The organism is Prolixibacter bellariivorans ATCC BAA-1284, assembly GCF_000621705.1.
GTDB lineage: Bacteria > Bacteroidota > Bacteroidia > Bacteroidales > Prolixibacteraceae > Prolixibacter > Prolixibacter bellariivorans.
Window position 1 is genome coordinate 152,111 of record NZ_JHXO01000009.1, and the last position, 18,337, is coordinate 170,447.

Genomic DNA, 18,337 nt, shown 5'->3' on the forward strand with positions numbered 1-18,337 from the left:
ATTTAGTCGAACTGAATCAACTGTTTTCTTTTTGAATTCCTTTCAACAGGCACAAATAAGCCTCTTCCAATACCGGTTTCACCGGAACAGCATCCGGAGCCGGTTGCATTGCGGAGATATACCGGACTTTAATCTGGTCGCCATCGCGCATGTGATGTACCACCCGGTCTTTTCCTTCCATAGCATCAAATTCTTTGGCCGGAATCAGGAATTGCCAAACCAGGCCGTCAGCCAGTTTCAGCATATTGTTGGGATGGCCGGTATAACGCAGCTCACCACGGTTAATGACGGCTACCTGGTTACAGGAACTGGAAATATCTTCAATAACGTGCGTCGAGAAGATAACCACGCGCTCACGACTCAGTTCCACCAACAGGTTACGGAAACGGATACGTTCCCGCGGATCGAGTCCGGCCGTCGGCTCATCCACTACAAGAATACGCGGCAAGTGCAACAGGATTTGTGCAATACCAATGCGTTGCTTCATTCCACCCGAGAACGAACCAATTTTGTCGTCTTTCTTGTCCCATAGATGAACTGCTTCCAGTACATATTGAACGCGCGCTTCACGTGCCTCTTTGTCAGACAAGCCTTTCAGCATAGCCTGGTAATCCAGAAATTCCCATGCCGACATATTTTCATACGTACCAAATTCCTGAGGAAGATATCCAATCAAGCCTTGCAGCTCTTCGCGCTTAAGCTGTGTATCCACACCATTAATCCAGACCTTACCGTAGCTCTGGTCGTAAATTCCGCAAATCACGCGCATCATCGTCGACTTACCGGCACCATTCGGCCCCAGCAAACCAATCATCCCCGTACCGATATCCAGAGAAACGCCGCGCAGCGCTTTGAACGGATCGTGTTTGCGACCGATAACCGGAATTTGTTCCACCAGTTTGAAGAACAACCGGCGCAGGCCGGCAAAACGACCTTTCAATCGTTCGATGTTAACCTTATCGCGGTACAATTTATCCGCTGTCACTTTCACCGCCAGCACGAAATACCACAGCACAGCAATCATCACCACCGAACCGATGGTTTCCCACTTCAGGTAAAACAGCGCCAATGCCACTGCCGGAAGTCCCCAATACAGCAAGCGATGAATGATAATTCCTATTTTCACCGGCCGGTCTTTTCCGCTTTGCGCAGAAGAATAAGCCAGCAACAATTGTACTCTTCTCCAGATTGACAAAGCCATGAGGAAGACAAAATGAGCCATGACGAACATCCACCAACCGCTATCGAGATAAGAGAATGTGAAATAAGTCAGGAAGCCCAATAGCGGCAGTTCCCAGACAAAATCGTCGAAGTCGCGCCACGAATGGTAAGTTTTCAGCTCGCCTTTGCGTTCGCGAATGTTCCGGTTGCCTTTCCATTCACGGATAAAACGGTTGCCCCGATCGTAAATTTTCACGAGGTTCTGTATCCTGATTTGAATCGGCACATCCGGCTCAATTACTGTCTCGGTAGCCTTACGCAGGCTATTTTTTACAAACCAGGTTGTTCCGGGAATCAACACGGTTAATCCAACCAGGTCAACCATCTGCCACATGAACGTATCCACTTTCGTGAAGATGAGAACACAACCACCTATATACAGTAAAATCTGAAGGATTTGAATCCGAAGATCGAGCTTACGTACCCAGTTAATAGCATTTTCGAGGCCAAAATAAAAGGTCGGGATAAAGATGAGAGTAAGCAATGTACTGACACTTAGCCCGCCAATTACGGTAATAGCGAACGGCGCACCAATTGCACCAACGTATTCATTATCGCCCATCGCCAGTGGCATCATGGCCACGATGGTGGTGATGGCGGTAATCAAAATCGGGCGAATACGCGACATTCCCGCGGTAATCAACGCTCGCTCCTTTCGGTAACCACGCTTCCGCAGAATACCGGTATAGTCAATGAGAATAATTCCATTGTTCACAACTACTCCCAATAGAATCAGAAATCCCGTCAAGGTATTGGCATTAAACAGACTGTTCCCGGTAAAAATCAATGCCAGGAACGAGCCGATAGCTGCCAGCGGGATCGAGAACATCAGCACAAACGGTGTCGACAACGATTCGAATACCGAGGCCAAAATCATCAGAATCAAAACAAAGGCGGCCAGAATCAAGAAGTAGAATTCCTGTAAATCGTCCTCTTCATGAATGACCTGAACGGCCACTCCCGAAGGCAGATTGTAATTGGCTACTATCTGGTCAACTTCCATCCGGTAAGCATCGAGCAATGTCTTCGAATCCTGCGCTTCGTCGATGAAACGGTAGCGGACTTCAATCTGCTTTTCCTGGTTTACCCGGTCGATTTGTGCGTACCCGGAAGAGAAAACCACATCGGCTACCGACTGCAATTCGTGCGTACCACCATTCGCATCGGTAATGAGTAAATGCCTTAAATCATCAGCCGAACGCTCTTTCTTGTCTTTCGCATCTTCATCACGAATGATGATGTCGTATTCGTCGGTTCCTTGTTTGAACGGAACGTTGGTATTGATTTCCGGATTGAAGGAATTCAATTCGGAGGCGATGTTCGCCAAAGGAATATCGTAAGCGGTTAGCAGCAGCGGATGAAACTCGAGGTGAACTTCCGGCCGGTTATCGGAGTAGCTAACCTGTACACGGCGCATCGACTCCAGACTTTCGAGATAATACTGAAAATCGGACGCCACATTCTTCATCGTCTCGAAATCCTGTCCTTTGATGAGAATTCGTTCCCAGTTGGTTCCCACGCCCAGCAAACGCATGAAGCTGGTTCCACCTCCTCCGAACGAACCGCCGCCTCCGCCACCGCGGTTTCCGGCAGAAGCCGGTTCTTCATCGACACTAATTTCAGCGCCCGAAATATTTTCAACACGATTTTCTACATCGCTTTTAATTTCGGCAATGCTTCGTTTGCTGGTCTTCTTGTAGTCGTCTTTCAGCGTAACCGTTACAACCGCGTTATCCTCCTCAATTTTACTAACGACATCCTGCTTTTCCTCAATCGGTTCTAACCGGCTTTCGATTTGTGAGACCACCTTATCGGTCGATTCAAGCGTAGAGCCGGAAGGCATGGTCACATAAATCTGAAAATCGTTGGTTTCAACTTCGCTAAGATTATTGACACTGACCGCCAACAGAATAAAAATGGTCAGAAAGAAAAAGACCAACGCACCAATAATGGTCCGGGCCGGACTCCGCAGCGTATTCTTCAGCACCATCACATAGCCCTGAATGAGCGGATTCCGTGTTGATATCTGGTTGAAATTAATGGATGTACTTTTCTTCCTGGTAAGGAAGTAATGCGCCATCATGGGCACCAGCAGCAACGCCACAAACAAACTGATGGTGAGCGTTGAGATGATGGATACACCGACATTCTTCCCGATAAGGCTAATCAAATAATTATCGGAAAAGAGGAAGGGCAAAAATACCGTAATAGTGGTCAGTGTAGCTGCCACAATCGAACGCCAAACTTCCGTTGTACCCTGAATAACTGCCTTCGCCGGAGGAAGGCCCTGGGATCGTAATCGATAAATATTTTCGAGCACCACCACACTGTTGTCGAGCAACATCCCGACGGCCAGCGCCATTCCCACCAAAGTCAGGCTGTTGATGGTGATATCGGCCGCATAGAAAAAGTTGAACGCCGCATACACCGAAATGGGAATGGCCAGCGCAATAACCGAAACCAGCTGGAAGTTTTTCAGGAAAATCCAAAGTACCAGCACGGCCAGAAGTCCACCCACCAGCGCCAACTCAATAATCTGGTTGATGTTGTCCTCCATGGTTTGTGCCGTGTTGTTCTGGACAACAATCTCAATATCTTTCGAAGCCAGTTTCTCGTTCAGCTTCTTTACCACATCCAGCGTTTTGTGCGAAACATCAATCAGGTTAGCCTGAGCGTCGTTCACCAGCCGGACCGTCACCGCATCTTTTCCGTTGACACGGGAATAGGAAGTCTCTTCCTTGACCCCGAAATAGACATTCGCCACATCCTTTAACAAGATGGGACCGTCGGCAATCACCAGGTTCTCCAGCGATTTGATATCGGTGTATTCCGCATTGACATGCACAATGAATTGCCGGTTCGACTGGTACACGTTTCCGGCGAAAGCACGGGTACGGTAACTCTGGGCAATTTTGCTGCGAATGGTAGCCGGCGTGATACCATAGGCTTCGCACATCGCCTTTTTCAGTCGCACTTCGATGGATTTCTCGCGCCCACCGTAAACCGTCACACCGGCAACTCCGTCGATGTTTTCCAAATCAGGAACAACCTCCTGGTCTGTTTCATTCCGGACTCTGTCGACACCGCCCGAACCGCGCACCTGGAGCTCCATGAACTGGTTATTCATCTGGTCCAGGTCCACCTTCATCACGGTTACCCGGAATTCTTCCGGAAGCGATTGTTTCGCCTCGTCGATTTTTTCCTGCAGCTTCAGGTAGGTATACTTGAAATTGACGTTTTTCTTAAATTCAACGACAATAGTCCCCCGCTGCGATTGCGCTGTCGATTGCAGATTTTCGATTCCCTGCATGGTTCCAATCGCTCCTTCCAACGGAATGATGGCCTGATTCTCCATGTATTTCGGGTCCACCTCCGTCTGGGTATTCACCTGAACGAAAAGCACGGGCAGCTCAGCATTAGGAAACAGCTCCATGGGGAGATTTTGCCAGGAGATGTATCCCAGCAAACTCAGCCCGATGAATAACATGCTGATAAGGGTCTTTCTGTTTATAATAAAGTTCATTCGTTCGCAAGTTTAGCTCGTCCGTTGGTCCTTTCGGCACAAATCCGGACATTCCTTATCCCGTGATTCGTCACACTTCCTCGTCAGTCACAGTATCGAGACTACGAATGGTTTTTCCGGTAAACAAATCGTACACAACCGGAATCACCACCAGCGTCAGAATGGTGCTGGTTACCAAACCTCCGATAACAGCCAGCGCCATTGACGAACGCAATGCAGCGCTCTCGCCGAAGCCAAATGTCAGTGGAAGTAATGCCAATATGGTTGTCAAACTGGTCATGATAATCGGACGGATACGCTGTTGTCCTGCTACCGCGATAGCTTCCCGTTTATCCATTCCGCCACGCCACAACTGGTTGATGCGATCGACGAAAATGATGGAATCGTTGACTGCAATTCCCACTAACATAATCACACCGATTAGCGCCATAATATTGAACGGCTGTCCCATGACAAAGAACAACAACACGGTTCCCACAATCGAGAACGGAATCGTCAGCAGGATAACAAATGGATGGATGAGCGACTCAAACTGAGAAGCCATCACCATATACACAAGAATAATGGACAGAAGAAGCGCAAACTCGAGACTGTGCATCGAGTCCTCGCGTTTTTGCTCTTCTCCGGCTATTTTTACTTTATAATCGTTGGGTAACGATAGGCCGGACAGCTTGCTGCGCATCTGAGTCACGACTTTATCCAGCGGCACATTCTTATCCAAATCAGCCATTACCTTTCCTATGCGATTTTGATTGAGCCGGTAAATCTCTTTAGGTGAAACCGATTCCTTCAGTTTGGCTATCTCATCGAGCCGGATAACTTGTCCATTGCTGTTGAGCTCGATGTTATGGAATTGTGCGAGGCTCATCTTCGGCGTGTGAATGGTGATATCACGCATCTCGCCTTCTTTCTCCATCTGACCGGCATCCTGACCTTCGAGTTGAGCAGTAATCTGGCTGACCACCTGCTCCACGCTGAGGTTATGCATTCCGGCCATCAAACGGTCGACTTCTACATCTACTTCAGGATACCCGTCTTCGATGTTGGTACGCATGTTATACAAACCGGGAACATCCTGAATTCGTTGCATAACCTGTTTTGTTAGCGTATCGATTACATTCAGATCTTCTCCCTGTACTTCCACAACAACGGGGGCATCCTGCGTACCCAGAATGCTCTGCAGCGCTGTTTCGTCCTGTACAAAGTTGACTTCAAACTGCGGATTGTCTTTGTACCATTTTGAAACCGCCTCAACCACATTCCGTGAATTGTATTTCGCGTTCGGCTTCAGCACTACTTTTACCTCAGCCGTATTTTCTCCTTCAAAAATACTTTGCGTTGTTTCGGACAAATCGGAACCCGGGCCAATGCGGGAATAGATAGACTGTACATTGTCGCCCAACAGTTCTTTCAGCAGGGCTTCCATTGATGCAACGCCTTCCGACGTTCGTTCGAGCGGTGTTCCTTCGGGCATTTTTACCTCGATGGTGAACTCGCGACTGTCCGCTTTGGGCATAAACTCACTTCCGATAAAAGGATAAAGCAAAGCTGAAATAGCCAGCAGTGCAATTCCTCCGCCAATCACCCACCAGCGACGCTCCAAAATCCTCGACAGGAAAGTTCCATATCCTTTTACCTGAACGGAACGGAATTTCAGCGTGGCTTCTTTCTTCCGGTAAATGCGATGATACATCATCGGAATCAGGAAAATGGCTACCACCAGTGAAGATAGCAGCGAAAATGCCACCGTCCACGCCTGGTCGCGGAACAACTCGCCTGAAGCGCCGTGCAGATAAACGATGGGCAGAAAAACCACGATGGTGGTCAACGTGGAAGCCGTGATAGCTCCTCCAACCTGTGCCGTACCAACGATGGCTGATTCGCGTACCGACAAACCGCTTTCGTGATTCCGGAAGATATTCTCCATCACCACGATAGCGTTATCCACCAGCATACCGGCTCCCAGCGCCAGTCCGCCCAGCGTCATAATATTCAGGGTTAACCCGTTAAAATACATCAGATTAAAGGTGGCAATGATGGATATGGGAATCGCCAAACTGACGATAAGCGTTGTTCCAAATCTTCGCAAGAACAGGAATAATACAAACACAGCCAGCACAATACCGATGAGTAGCGTGTTCTTCACCTCGTTAATGGCACTCTTGATGAACGTTCCCTGGTTGCTCACTACCGTGAATTGATAACCCGGAAGCGCTTTGGTGATCTTGGCCAGTTCTTCGTTAATATCCTGAACCGCTTTTACGGTATTGAATCGGGTTTCCTTGTATATCGCCAGTCCGATGCAACGCTTTCCGTTGACCCGGACAATGTTTTCGGGGTCTTTATTCTGGTAAGAAACATGAGCAACTTCCCGCAGGAAAATAGGCGTTTTCTGCATTGTCTCATTGCCGGCAACCGGAGCTTTATAACCGACCACCAGGTTATTGAAGTCGTCGATATCGCGAAGCATGCTCACACCTTTCACGATATACTGCATGCCTGTTTCGGTAATCGAACCGCCTGAAATACTCCGGTTGAAAGCCTCGATCTTTTGACTCAGTTCGTCCATCGTCAGGTTGAAAGCTTCCAGTTTGTATGGATCTGTATCGATGCGGACTTCCCGCTCTTCCTGTCCCGCTAACTCCACTTCGGCAATCCCTTCCAGCCGGATCAGTTCATTCCGGATATAGTTTTCAGCCACTTTCCGCAAGTCATTCATATCGGTAATCGACTCGTTGGAAAGACCAACGATCATGACCGGCGCTGTATTCGGATCGTGTTGAGTGATATTCAGCTCATCAATTTCGCTGTTCTGCGAGTAGTTCGACAAAGCTTTCTGCAGGTCGAGAAAAGCTTCGTCCATATCTTTTCCCCACGCATATTCGACTGTTACCTGCGCCGAACCCGTGCGAATAATTGAAGAAACCTGTGTTACCTTGCTTTGGCGGATGGCCAGCGCTTCGATGTTTTTCACAAACAGCGTTTCCATCTCTTCAGGCGGGCGTTCACCCGATTTTATCTCCACGTAAAGACGCGGCGAGTTCAAATCGGGAAAAAGGTCAATTCCCAGTCTCTGGTACGAGATGATACCGAGCAGCAGGATTGCCAGTACCGCCATCAACACCGTAACCGGATAATTCACCGAAAAATTCGTTAGTTTTCTCATAGAAATATGATTTTCCTGGTCAGCGGACGCTGCCGGAATAACTACTTAACTACCTTTACTTTCGAGCGGTTACGCAATGTTTCGAAGCCTTTGGTCACCACCCGGTCGTTTGCCTTCAGGCCGGAAGTGACCTGCACCTCGTTGGCATTCTCCAGTCCGGTTTCGATAACCCTCTGCTGTGCCGCACCTTTCACGACGATATAAACGGTTTTTCCGCGGTTACCCGAAACGATAATGTCTTTGGGAATGACAATGGCACTATCTCTCCGCGCTACCTGAATATCAGCTTTCACAAACATTCCGGGACGCAGTTTCAGGTCGGGATTGTCAATGCGGATTTTCCCGATAAAAGTCCGGGTTTCGCTGCTCACAACCGGCGATAGTTCACTGATTTTCCCCGAAAGGGTATCTTCCGGAAGGGTATAATTGGTAATATCAACATCCTGCCCAACTTTCACAACAGAGAGGTTCTTCTCGGGCAGATTCACCTCCATATTGAGCGTGTTGTAATCCATCAGGGTAGCCACCGCTGTTCCCGACGCGACACGTGTTCCGTTAGTGTAATCAGGCAGGTTAACCAAAATTCCGGTAAACGGAGCCCGGATATCCATCTTCGCCAATTGAAGTTGCGCATTCTCGTAGTCCTGTTTTGCCTGGCTCAGCGATACTTCCGAGTTTTTTACTTCACGAAGGGTGACGCCGCCTTTTTCGTAGAGCGACTGCTGCTTCTCATGCTCCAACTTGGCAATCTCGTAGTTCAGCTTCTTGGTTTCGAGCGAAACTCCGTTTTTGTATTCCTCATCTTCCAGCTTGACAATTGTCTGTCCTTTCTGCACCTTATCACCCAGGCGGAACGGGTGCCCGGTTTTCGGATTGCGCTCCAGATAATAGTTACCGGCCATCTCAGTGTTTAACGTGGCCTCGCTTGCGGCCTTCGTCGTTCCCGTTGTACTGACATACTGCACAATCGAGCTTTTCTTCACATCCTGAACTGAAACCGGAATGGCCAGTTCGTTATCCGTTTGGTTATTCTGATTGCCACATGCTGCCATTACAGGTAAGAGAGCAGCGAGCAGCCATTTATTTGATATCTTCATGTTACAAGTTTTTCAGGAATGGTTATTTCGTTTGGCTATCGCGATATTCTTTCAGAAATTCTTCCGGCACAACCGATTTTTTTGCTTCGAAGTCGTATAGTGTCTGTACTTTCAGGTTCAACAGCTCAATACGGTAATTAATAAGCGATTGGGCATAAGCCATTTTCTTCTCCGAAAGCTGCGACTGATATAAGTTCAGATCCATACTGGTCAGGTCTCCATTCTGGTACCGCTCCAGGTTAATATCATACGTCAATTGCGCGTTCTTCTCATTGATTTTGGCAATCCCAATCTGGTTCTTCATATTTTGGAGACTTCTCACCACCTGACGAATATCCAGAACGATTTGGATTTTCTCATTATTCAGACTGAGTTGCCGCGTTTTGATCACGGCTTCCTGCGCCCGAATATTCGCCTTCTTTTCGCCCCAGTCCCACAGCGGAATATTGAAAGCCACGTTCACACGCGGATTCCGGGTCGGGTTGTCATATACGTTTTTCAACTCCTGGTTGTCGCCCAGCAAACCGTAGGTAATGTTCACATCTCCCCGAAACTCATTCGCCGCTTTTACCTGAATCAGATCAAACTGCGAGTTCTCCACATTAATTTCCCGTTGCCGGATTTCCATACGGGACGACAAGCCGTGATCGATAGCCATTTTCTGGTCTACCGATACCGGTTTCACCTCAACATCGGCCATCACCGTAATCTCTTCATTAATATCCATTCCGATGTACTGCTTGAACTGATCCTTATAATTTTCCAGCGTTACACGCTGATTGTCCAGATCAGAACGTGCCGTTTCCTTATTCACTTCAGCTTGATACAATTCTTCCTGTGCGGCTAATCCGGCGTCTACCTTGTTCTTAATGATATCGTAGCTTTTCAGGGTGTTTTTATATTCGTCCTCCTTGATGTTCAGGCTCATCTGCGCCTGATAAACATCGTAGAAAAACTGCGAAACCATCTTCTCCAGATTCAACCGTTGCATGGCATAACTCAGCATCGAATTTTCGTTATCCAACTCCAGTTGCTTCAGCTCCATTTTTTGCCGGTTGTACGTAAACAGCGGCTGTGTGATACTGACATACAAATTGTTGTAAAACGACTTATCCCGGACCCCGCTATATTCACTGTAACTGTTCCTCCAACCAAATTCGTTGTTCAGCGAAATGGTTCCATCGGTGAGCAAAATCGGTTGCTGAACAGTAAACGTTCCATACGTTTGGAAATTATCGGTGGTGTTCCACTGTGAGATCAAATCGTTGAATGAACGGCTTTGACTGTATTGCAGCGGATTCAGACTAAGCGAAAATTGAGATTTCATCGAAGCCCGCTTCGCATTCAGCGACTCGCTTGTCCTTTCCAGATTCAGACGGGAAGCTATCAAGTCAGGACTATGCTTCACAGCTATCGCCATCGCATCGTCAAGCGTCAGAATTTTCTGCGCATGAAGTGGCAAGGTCACTCCCAGCAACAACAGTAAATAGAGATACTTTAATTTCTTCATGGATTTACAGGTTATTTTTCTTTGACCAGTTTCACGGCATCCGCGTACACAATACTGGCTTCGGTTTTATTCGTTAATTCAATTTTGGCCGTATCAGGCGAAAAATAGTAGGCACCCAGTTCCACCCAGCCTCCATCGGTGTTTTTGATATCCACAGCCGGATGATCCTCTCCATCGTCATGATGAATGGTATATGTGTATTCGCCTTTATCTTCTCCGCGCCAGCGCATGTTAATTTTCGGCACATAAGCAAAAACAGTGTAGTATCCGGCATCTTTAATTGGTACATTCCAGATAGCTTCCCGGTCACCAGTACCGCCTTTGGTGTAGTACGCCGACCGAACCGTTTTGCCGTAGAAATTGGTATTAGTGGTCAAGGTCCACTCCACCGGCGGACGCCAGAAGTTCAGGCCTTTATACTTTTGATCCTCATTATCCATTAGCTGAGCCTGGAAAATCTTTTTCAGGAAACTGCTCGACTCGGGCTGTACCAATTTAAATTCGGGATCTTCATTATCGACAATCGTCTCATTCGGAGCCGTACCGTTATCATAGTCAATCACCTCTTCACCATCGAACGGAGTTCGTTTCTCGTCGAGTTCAATTTTTTCGAAACGCTGCGTCAATACAGCTGGAATATTGGCCGACGCGAACGTATTGGTCATCATCATGCGAGGCTCTTCGTTGAGCAGCACGCCAACCCGCTTGGTTTGGTGAGGTGCAATGGCCACAATTCGTTCCACAGTTTCCTCTTCACCGCCTCCGCCAAAACGTCTACCTCGTCTACCCTGACCACCTAGCCGGAAGGTAAATTTCACTACCCCCGGTTCTTTTCCGGTATTCGACAGATGAAACGTTACCATGGTTGACGTACGGTCGCCATCCTTCACTTTCACCGCTTCCACATCGTTTACCAGGTAGCCCGGCAACTCTTTCGAATTGTACCAGGAAGAAAGGTAATCGTCGAGCTGAAGATTAAACGATGAAGCCAAATCATTCTTCAAGTCGTTAATTCCGGTTTCCCGGAAACGGTTTTTCTCCAGGAAAGAGTTTAGCACATTATCGAATTTATCTTCGCCAGCTGCGGCTTTCATCAGTGCGAAAAGGAATTCGCCTTTCGTTTGGATAATATTGTCCACGATATCCGGATCGTCCTGATCCTGTAATACCTGTGCAAACGATTTATCCTGAAGTTCCATATTCCCTTTCTCGTCGCTCGACATGCCCAGAAAGTTACGCATGAAGCCCGGACGATCATCTGACGTGCGTTCTACTAAATAGGATTCCACAACACGATTCATGATAGGATACTTCGGCGAATTAATTTCATTCACGTAACTATAATAATCGGGGAAAATGAAATACGGATTCGGATTATCATCTGCATTTCGGCCCATCCCGCCAATACGCATCCTAAATCCCCTGCCTTCATCTTTGGATAGAAGTGCACGGTTCACAAAATCGCGAAACAGGTTCTCTTCCGATTCCCTTTCGGTAATGCTTTCATTTGTTCTCTTGCTTCTCCGCTCAGCCCATCGTTTCGACAGCGCAAAATTAGCTCCGGAAACCATATAACCGCCTTCCGGCAGAAAAACCATTTCGGGCTGAACCTGTTCACGGGCAGCTGTCCACAGGTGTGAATAAGAATAGAACTGCACCGGGACTTCGATTAGTTCGAGTCGCCTGAACGGATACCGAAGTTGGAGTTTTGCTTCGTATGTATTTTTTAAATCGCGAATGACCGGAGCCAGCGAGTCGTTTATCTCTTTGAAGAATTCATCGAACCGGTCGTGACCTTTCAGGTACGTCAAACTATATTGAATACTGTCGACAGTGATGGAACGGGTTTGATAATTGCCCATTACCAGCGAAATTTGTGGCAACGGCTTTTTATCCCGGAAGGTTATTGTACCGTTCTGGCCAATTGTTTTTTCACCCTGCGATAACACTTTCAGACTATCGTTTGCCGGTTCTACCGTCAGCGAGAAGTGGGTAAAACCTTTATGCAACCATCCTAATCCTTTCGAAGCGTAATTCACTCCTGGTGTGGGATACCAGCGCACTTCGGGTGTCAATAGCACATAATTATTTCGCACAAATGCGTGTCGCTTATCAATGGTGGCATTATCGTCCCGCGTAATCAGATCTAGTCTTTCCCGGTCGTATTCCAGGTAACACAACGACTCATCAATCGTACCGGCATAACTCACTTTTACTTGCAACGAATCGCCCGGTGCCAACGCTGTTTGCGGCTGAATTTTCAATAACTGCTGGTCGCGCTGATACCCTGCTCCTTCGACATTAGTTACTGATAGTCCCGGATTCAACGTGAGGATAATCTCTTTGACCGGTTCGTTGGTGGAATTTTTCAGTTCCATATCCGCCACAGCGGCAATCGTATTCCCTTTGTGTTTTACATCCAGGTCGCAACGCGTCATCTGCATGACCGGTGCCTGGGCATACTGGTCATTCAGGGCAATCATCTCCTTCCGGTGATTATCGAACTGCGATACCCGGTTCACATAGAAGAACCCCAACACGAGGGCAAAAATCAGCGAACCAGCACCAATAACCGTCACCACGCCATTTACCGTCTTCGACTGATTTAACCGCTTCAGCAACAAAATAGTCAGGCAAATAAATCCAACGCCGAGGAAGAAATAGATTCCGCGTTGCATCAGCAGGCTGTTCAAGTTACCAAAGCCCACAAAATCAGACCAGGTAAGCGGCAACTGGTAGGCCATGTAATCAAACAGGAAATGGAATTTTCCTTGCAGATAGAAAAGCGTTGCCGCGATGTAGCCCAACAATAAAATAAACGTCAACGCCTGGTTCCGGATAACCGACATCAGTAAAAAAGCCAGTCCCAGGATGAAAAGCAGTGTTGGTACACTTACCAGGAAGAAATAGTAGAAATAGGGCATCAACCGGAACGCACTGTAGGGCGAAATCAGGTTGAAAACGGCCACCATCACCAGCGCAACTACGTTCAGTAATAGAAAAACGTACAGGTTACCCAGCGTTTTCCCAATCACGTAATCGGCATTCGACATGGACCGCATATAGATAACCTCGGTGGTGTCGAGCTTTTTATCCCTTTTCAGGAAGTCGGAAGCCAGGAAAATGGCGATAATGGCCTGCGCCATATTAATAATATACAGGTTCATGAATGGAACCTTCGCTGGCAGAGCAACCATATCGTCGAACGGGAATCCGACCTTGGTTTGATAAAAAAGATTGAAAAAGAAGACAAATACCAGCGCCAGAATGGCAAAAATCCGGAAGAACCAACTGCGGAACAGGGTCTTGGATTCATAGGTGGCTACGGTACGAATATGGTGAAGTGATGCCATGATCGTTGTTTCTTTAGCGTTAGGATTTCAATATATTTTCCGGCAAACGATTATTCTTCGTGCCAGCGTTGATTCAGTTCATGCTCCATGAAATTCACATAGGCATGCTCCAGGTTCGGTTCAATCTGTTCTCCGGCATATCCGTTCACATCGCGGGCAACTACCTGAACTTCCCATCCCGACTCAGCTGGGATAGAAGATATAATGGGATATTTTTCCTGTATCTCCTGGTATTCTGTTTCGGTAGCTGAAATCTGCCACACATTTCCGCGGGCCATTTCAATCAACTTGTCCGGAGCACCATGATACGCCAGTGACCCACTGTTTAAAAGTGCCATATCGGTACAGGTACTGGAGATATCGCCCACAATGTGCGTGGAAAGAATGATAATAACTTCCCGCTCGCTGATGGACGAAAGCAAATTCCGGAAACGAATTCGCTCCTCGGGGTCAAGGCCTGTCGTAGGCTCATCCACCACAATGATTTTGGGTTCGCCAATCAATGCCTGCGCAATCCCCAGCCGGCGTTTCATTCCACCCGACAGTTTATTGGCCATGCGGTTACGGGCTTCGTACAGTCCCACCTCTTCCAGCATTTGTTCGACGGCTCCCAAACGGGCTTTCCGCTGACTAATACCTGCCAGCCGCGCACTGTAATCCAGAAATTCCCAGGTTGTTAGCTTTGCAAAAAAGCGAAAGTCCTGAGGCAGATACCCCAGCATTTGCCTGATTTCGCGGCGATGTTTCTGCAGATCGAGTCCGTTCACCAGCACCTGTCCTTTCGATGGTTTCATCAGGGTAACCAAAATGCGCATCAAACTTGATTTGCCGGCACCGTTGGGTCCCAGCAAACCAAACATGCCATTTCCGATTTCGAGCGATACCTCTTTCAGGGCATGATTTCCATTCGGATAAGTCTTATTCAGATCTCTAATCTCAATGTTCACACGTGTAGTTTTTGAGGTGTTAACAATCGATTGCTTAAAAGCTAATATTTGAAAAACGATTCCGCAGATGTAAAATACATTCAGTTGTAGTTAGCCGAATAACCGGATATTCAGGAGCTTGCATTTTCACAGGAAAGGAACGTTTTAGAAAGATCAGTCTATTTGATTCTATTGGTAGTAAAAGGTTTAAAAACGTTACATAATAATTTTAACGAATTTTAAAGGTAATCATAAATCCATTTTTAACCATCTGTATTTCAACCAATCTACAAAAAGAAACAAGAAAATTGAGCTAAAATACATGATTACAGCCCGTAAGCAGTATTTTTGCCCCTGAATTTAAGATTAGAAAATGATGAAACGAACATGAATTTTTATCATCCTATAATACACACGAGGATGGTTAAAATTGATGTGAGTTCCTGAATGTGCAGAAACTTTATGAACATTCAGGAATCGAAAAAATTTAAACAGATGAAAACAGGTAAATATCTTCCTATATTTCTATTTTTTGCAGCCTTTTTCCTTTATACGGCCGGTATCCGGTATAACCCGATATACATACTCGATGAATCGAAAAATGTGGAATGTGCCCGGGAAATGTTTACCCGCAATGACTTGGTAGTTCCCACGTTCAACGACCGTCTGCGCACCGACAAGCCGCCTTTGCACTACTATTTTATGATGGCTTCTTTCAAAATTTTCGGAGTGAACGAGTTTGCAGCCCGCTTCTTTTCAGCCATCATGGGTGCACTTACGCTACTTATCACATTTCTGTTTACCAAAAAATATGCCGGCGAGAAAACGGCGCTACTGACCTGGCTTATCCTTATCACCTCGCTAAATTTCTCGATCGAATTTCACCTGGCCGTCCCCGATCCTTATCTGATCTTCTTCATGACACTTACACATTGGGCTTTTTTCGAGTTTTACCAAAACCGAAAATGGCCCTGGCTTATCACGATGTATGCCGCTCTGGGGCTGGCGATTCTAGCCAAAGGGCCTGTCGCTCTTGGATTCGCCGGACTAAACGGTTTGTTATTCCTAATCATGAAACGCGATTTCCGATGGAAAACCATCAAACAGTTCCGGCTTCTTCTGGGCGTGGTGGTCACCGGATTGATAGCCATCCCGTGGTATGTTAAAGTTGGATTGGCGACCCATGGCGAATGGACCCGTCAGTTCTTTTTCAAGCATAATCTCGACCGCTTTTCCAGCGAAATGGAAGGACACGGTGGTTTCTTTCTGCTGACAGCCATCTTTGTTTTGCTGGCTTTTCTTCCCTACACCATCTTTCTTTTTCAGTCGTACCGGGAAGCTTTTCGCCAGCGTAAAAACAACGATTTGATATTGTTTTCGATGATAGTGTCGTTGGTCATCATCGTTTTCTTCTCTATATCTTCCACGCAATTGCCCAATTATCCCATGCCGGCCTATCCTTTCGTTGCTGTGCTGATTGGTTACTACCTCAGCAATGTCAATTTAAAAATGAAAAAACCTCTGTGGATCAGCCTTATAATTGGTCTGTTAATTCCGATTGGCGCCTTTATTGCGATGAAACTGGATAAGAGTCTGGTTCCGGTAGCCAATATGGCGTGGTTCTTTCTGGTTATTCCTGCCGGCTCTGTCTGGGCATTATATAACTTTTATCAACAACGAAGTCAACAGCGAATTTTCACGGCTCTCTCCGCTGGGTGGATCATGGCCGGAATTCTCTTTTTCATGGTCGTCTTCCCGGCTGTGAATCGGCAAAATCCGGTACAAAAAGCACTAACCGCGATGGACATCAGTCGCCCCGTTGCCTATTACGGACGATTCAATCCCGCCTTTGCCTTCGCACTGAAAAAACACATCCCTCAGATGAAAACTCCGGAAGAAGTGAGCGCTTTCTTTCAGGAACATCCAAATGGATATCTCATTTCCATAACGAAAGTGCAAAAGGAGTTGGAAGCACTTCCACTCAAAGAGATTGTTCGTCAGAAAGATTTGTTTGAGAATAAAACCACGCAAGTGTATCAATGGAAGCCTTAATTTGTCTTGAAAAGCTTCAGACCTGAAGGTTCAAACGTTCACCCTTTACGACTAAATACCACCTATCCGTTTTCACATCATGCTTCAGCAAAAAGTGTTGGTTCTTAGTCGTAATAACTTTAAAGTAATTGGCGGGCGGCCAATCCGGATTCCGGTCGCCCTGGTACCAGCGATCCTGTATTTCCTTGATATCAAAACGCACCTTATCCCAATAAAAGCTAGTTGGATATTCATCAGCTTTGTATCCGGAATGACATTCGACTTTAATGGGAATCAGATCGTTCATGGTACTTCTCAACATCAAGCAACGAAAAATAAAAGGAGCAAAAGTGTTAGTTATTTATGGACTTCAGCGTCTTAGCATCGTTTTGACAAGCCGTTCCGTTCGGGCTACCAAAAGTGCATAAGCATTTTGCATCGCGTCTTCAAATGTTGTTTCCTCATTTTTGATGGCCTCAACAGCAATGATAGGCAAATCATTGATTTCATCGGGCGCCAGTTCGGAAATACCGCAAACCACGCCAAAAGGTTTATGGAATTCCTGTGCACGCTCCATCGTTCCTTTGACGACTTTGCCTTCCAGTGTTTGTTTATCAAATTTCCCCTCACCCGAAATGAGCATATCTGCCTGCTGAAGTAATTCATCAAAATGCAAAATTTCCATGATGGTGGTTATCCCCTTCTGTGGTTTCGCGTTCAGGAAAATCATCGCTCCGGCACCAAGACCACCAGCAGCTCCAGCTCCGGGAATGTTAGCCACATCAAACTTCCACTCCTGTTTTATCATTTCGCTAAAATGCTTCAGCCCTCTATCCAGCATTTCTATCTCTTCCGGATTAGCTCCTTTCTGCTGCGCAAAAACATGCGCAGCACCATTCGGCCCGTATAACGGATTTTCCACATCGGTAACCAAAATAAATTCCGTGTCCGCAATACCCGCATGAGCTGTTCCGCTAATGGAAACAATCTTTTTCAATGAGGATCCAACGGGCTGCAATTCGTTGTTATTTTCATCAAGGAAACGATAACCCACGGCCTGCGCAACGCCCAGACCGCAATCATTAGTTGCACTACCGCCCACAAACAGATAAATCTTTCGGGCACCTCGTTGCAACGCATCAACAATCATCTCGCCGGTTCCCAATGTCGTAGCAGAAGGTGCATGTTGTTCTTCGTCTTTCAATAACAACAAACCGGAAGCTGACGCCATCTCGATATAGGCCGTATCATCCTGCAAACCGTACCACGCCTCAACCTTTTTGAATAACGGGCCAGTGACTTCGAGGTAAATCCGCTTAAAATGCAGTTTCGATTCAATGGTTTCGAGAGTGCCATCGCCACCGTCGGCCAATGGCAACATATCGACTTCAGCGGAAGGTAAAACATTAATAACTCCTTCTTTTACTGCATTACATGCTTCTACGGCAGTCAGGGAACCTTTGAATTTATCGGTGGCAACCAGAATTCTCATTGTTGTATTTTTCGATTC

Annotated in this window: 9 protein-coding genes; 1 reads left to right on the plus strand and 8 read right to left on the minus strand. The window is 46.8% G+C overall.

Translation table 11 applies throughout. The features are described 5' to 3' along the window. Positions 1-16: 16 nt before the first annotated feature. The 6 genes from T426_RS0112430 to T426_RS0112455 form a co-directional block, all read right to left on the minus strand. The gene (locus T426_RS0112430) at positions 17-4,744 is read right to left on the minus strand and encodes an efflux RND transporter permease subunit (RefSeq protein ID WP_025863973.1); all 4,728 of its coding nucleotides are present in this window, start codon (positions 4,742-4,744) and stop codon (positions 17-19) included. A 70-nt stretch (positions 4,745-4,814) separates the two neighbouring features. Then, the gene (locus T426_RS0112435) at positions 4,815-7,910 is read right to left on the minus strand and encodes an efflux RND transporter permease subunit (RefSeq protein ID WP_025863972.1); all 3,096 of its coding nucleotides are present in this window, start codon (positions 7,908-7,910) and stop codon (positions 4,815-4,817) included. A 41-nt stretch (positions 7,911-7,951) separates the two neighbouring features. Beyond that, positions 7,952-9,007: an efflux RND transporter periplasmic adaptor subunit gene (locus T426_RS0112440; RefSeq protein WP_025863971.1), complete on the minus strand. Its 1,056-nt coding sequence runs from the start codon at positions 9,005-9,007 to the stop codon at positions 7,952-7,954. A gap of 22 nt (positions 9,008-9,029) precedes the next feature. Next, entirely contained in the window at positions 9,030-10,517 is a 1,488-nt protein-coding gene (locus T426_RS0112445) for a TolC family protein (RefSeq protein WP_025863970.1), read from the minus strand. Positions 10,518-10,528: 11 nt separating this feature from the next. Then, entirely contained in the window at positions 10,529-13,870 is a 3,342-nt protein-coding gene (locus T426_RS0112450) for a golvesin C-terminal-like domain-containing protein (RefSeq protein ID WP_025863969.1), read from the minus strand. 50 nt (positions 13,871-13,920) lie between these two features. Continuing rightward, the gene (locus T426_RS0112455; RefSeq protein ID WP_027585782.1) at positions 13,921-14,817 is read right to left on the minus strand and encodes an ABC transporter ATP-binding protein; all 897 of its coding nucleotides are present in this window, start codon (positions 14,815-14,817) and stop codon (positions 13,921-13,923) included. A gap of 474 nt (positions 14,818-15,291) precedes the next feature. Between T426_RS0112455 and T426_RS0112460 the strand changes: the two genes are divergently transcribed. Then, positions 15,292-16,848, plus strand: coding sequence for an ArnT family glycosyltransferase (locus T426_RS0112460; RefSeq protein ID WP_025863968.1), 1,557 nt, complete (start codon positions 15,292-15,294; stop codon positions 16,846-16,848). A gap of 16 nt (positions 16,849-16,864) precedes the next feature. Here T426_RS0112460 and T426_RS0112465 read toward each other — a convergent pair whose 3' ends face one another. Continuing rightward, positions 16,865-17,134: a hypothetical protein gene (locus tag T426_RS0112465; protein ID WP_025863967.1), complete on the minus strand. Its 270-nt coding sequence runs from the start codon at positions 17,132-17,134 to the stop codon at positions 16,865-16,867. A 63-nt stretch (positions 17,135-17,197) separates the two neighbouring features. Then, positions 17,198-18,319 carry a glycerate kinase gene (locus T426_RS0112470; protein ID WP_025863966.1) on the minus strand — a complete coding sequence of 374 codons (1,122 nt, stop codon included), beginning with the start codon at positions 18,317-18,319 and terminating at the stop codon, positions 17,198-17,200. Positions 18,320-18,337 lie beyond the last annotated feature (18 nt).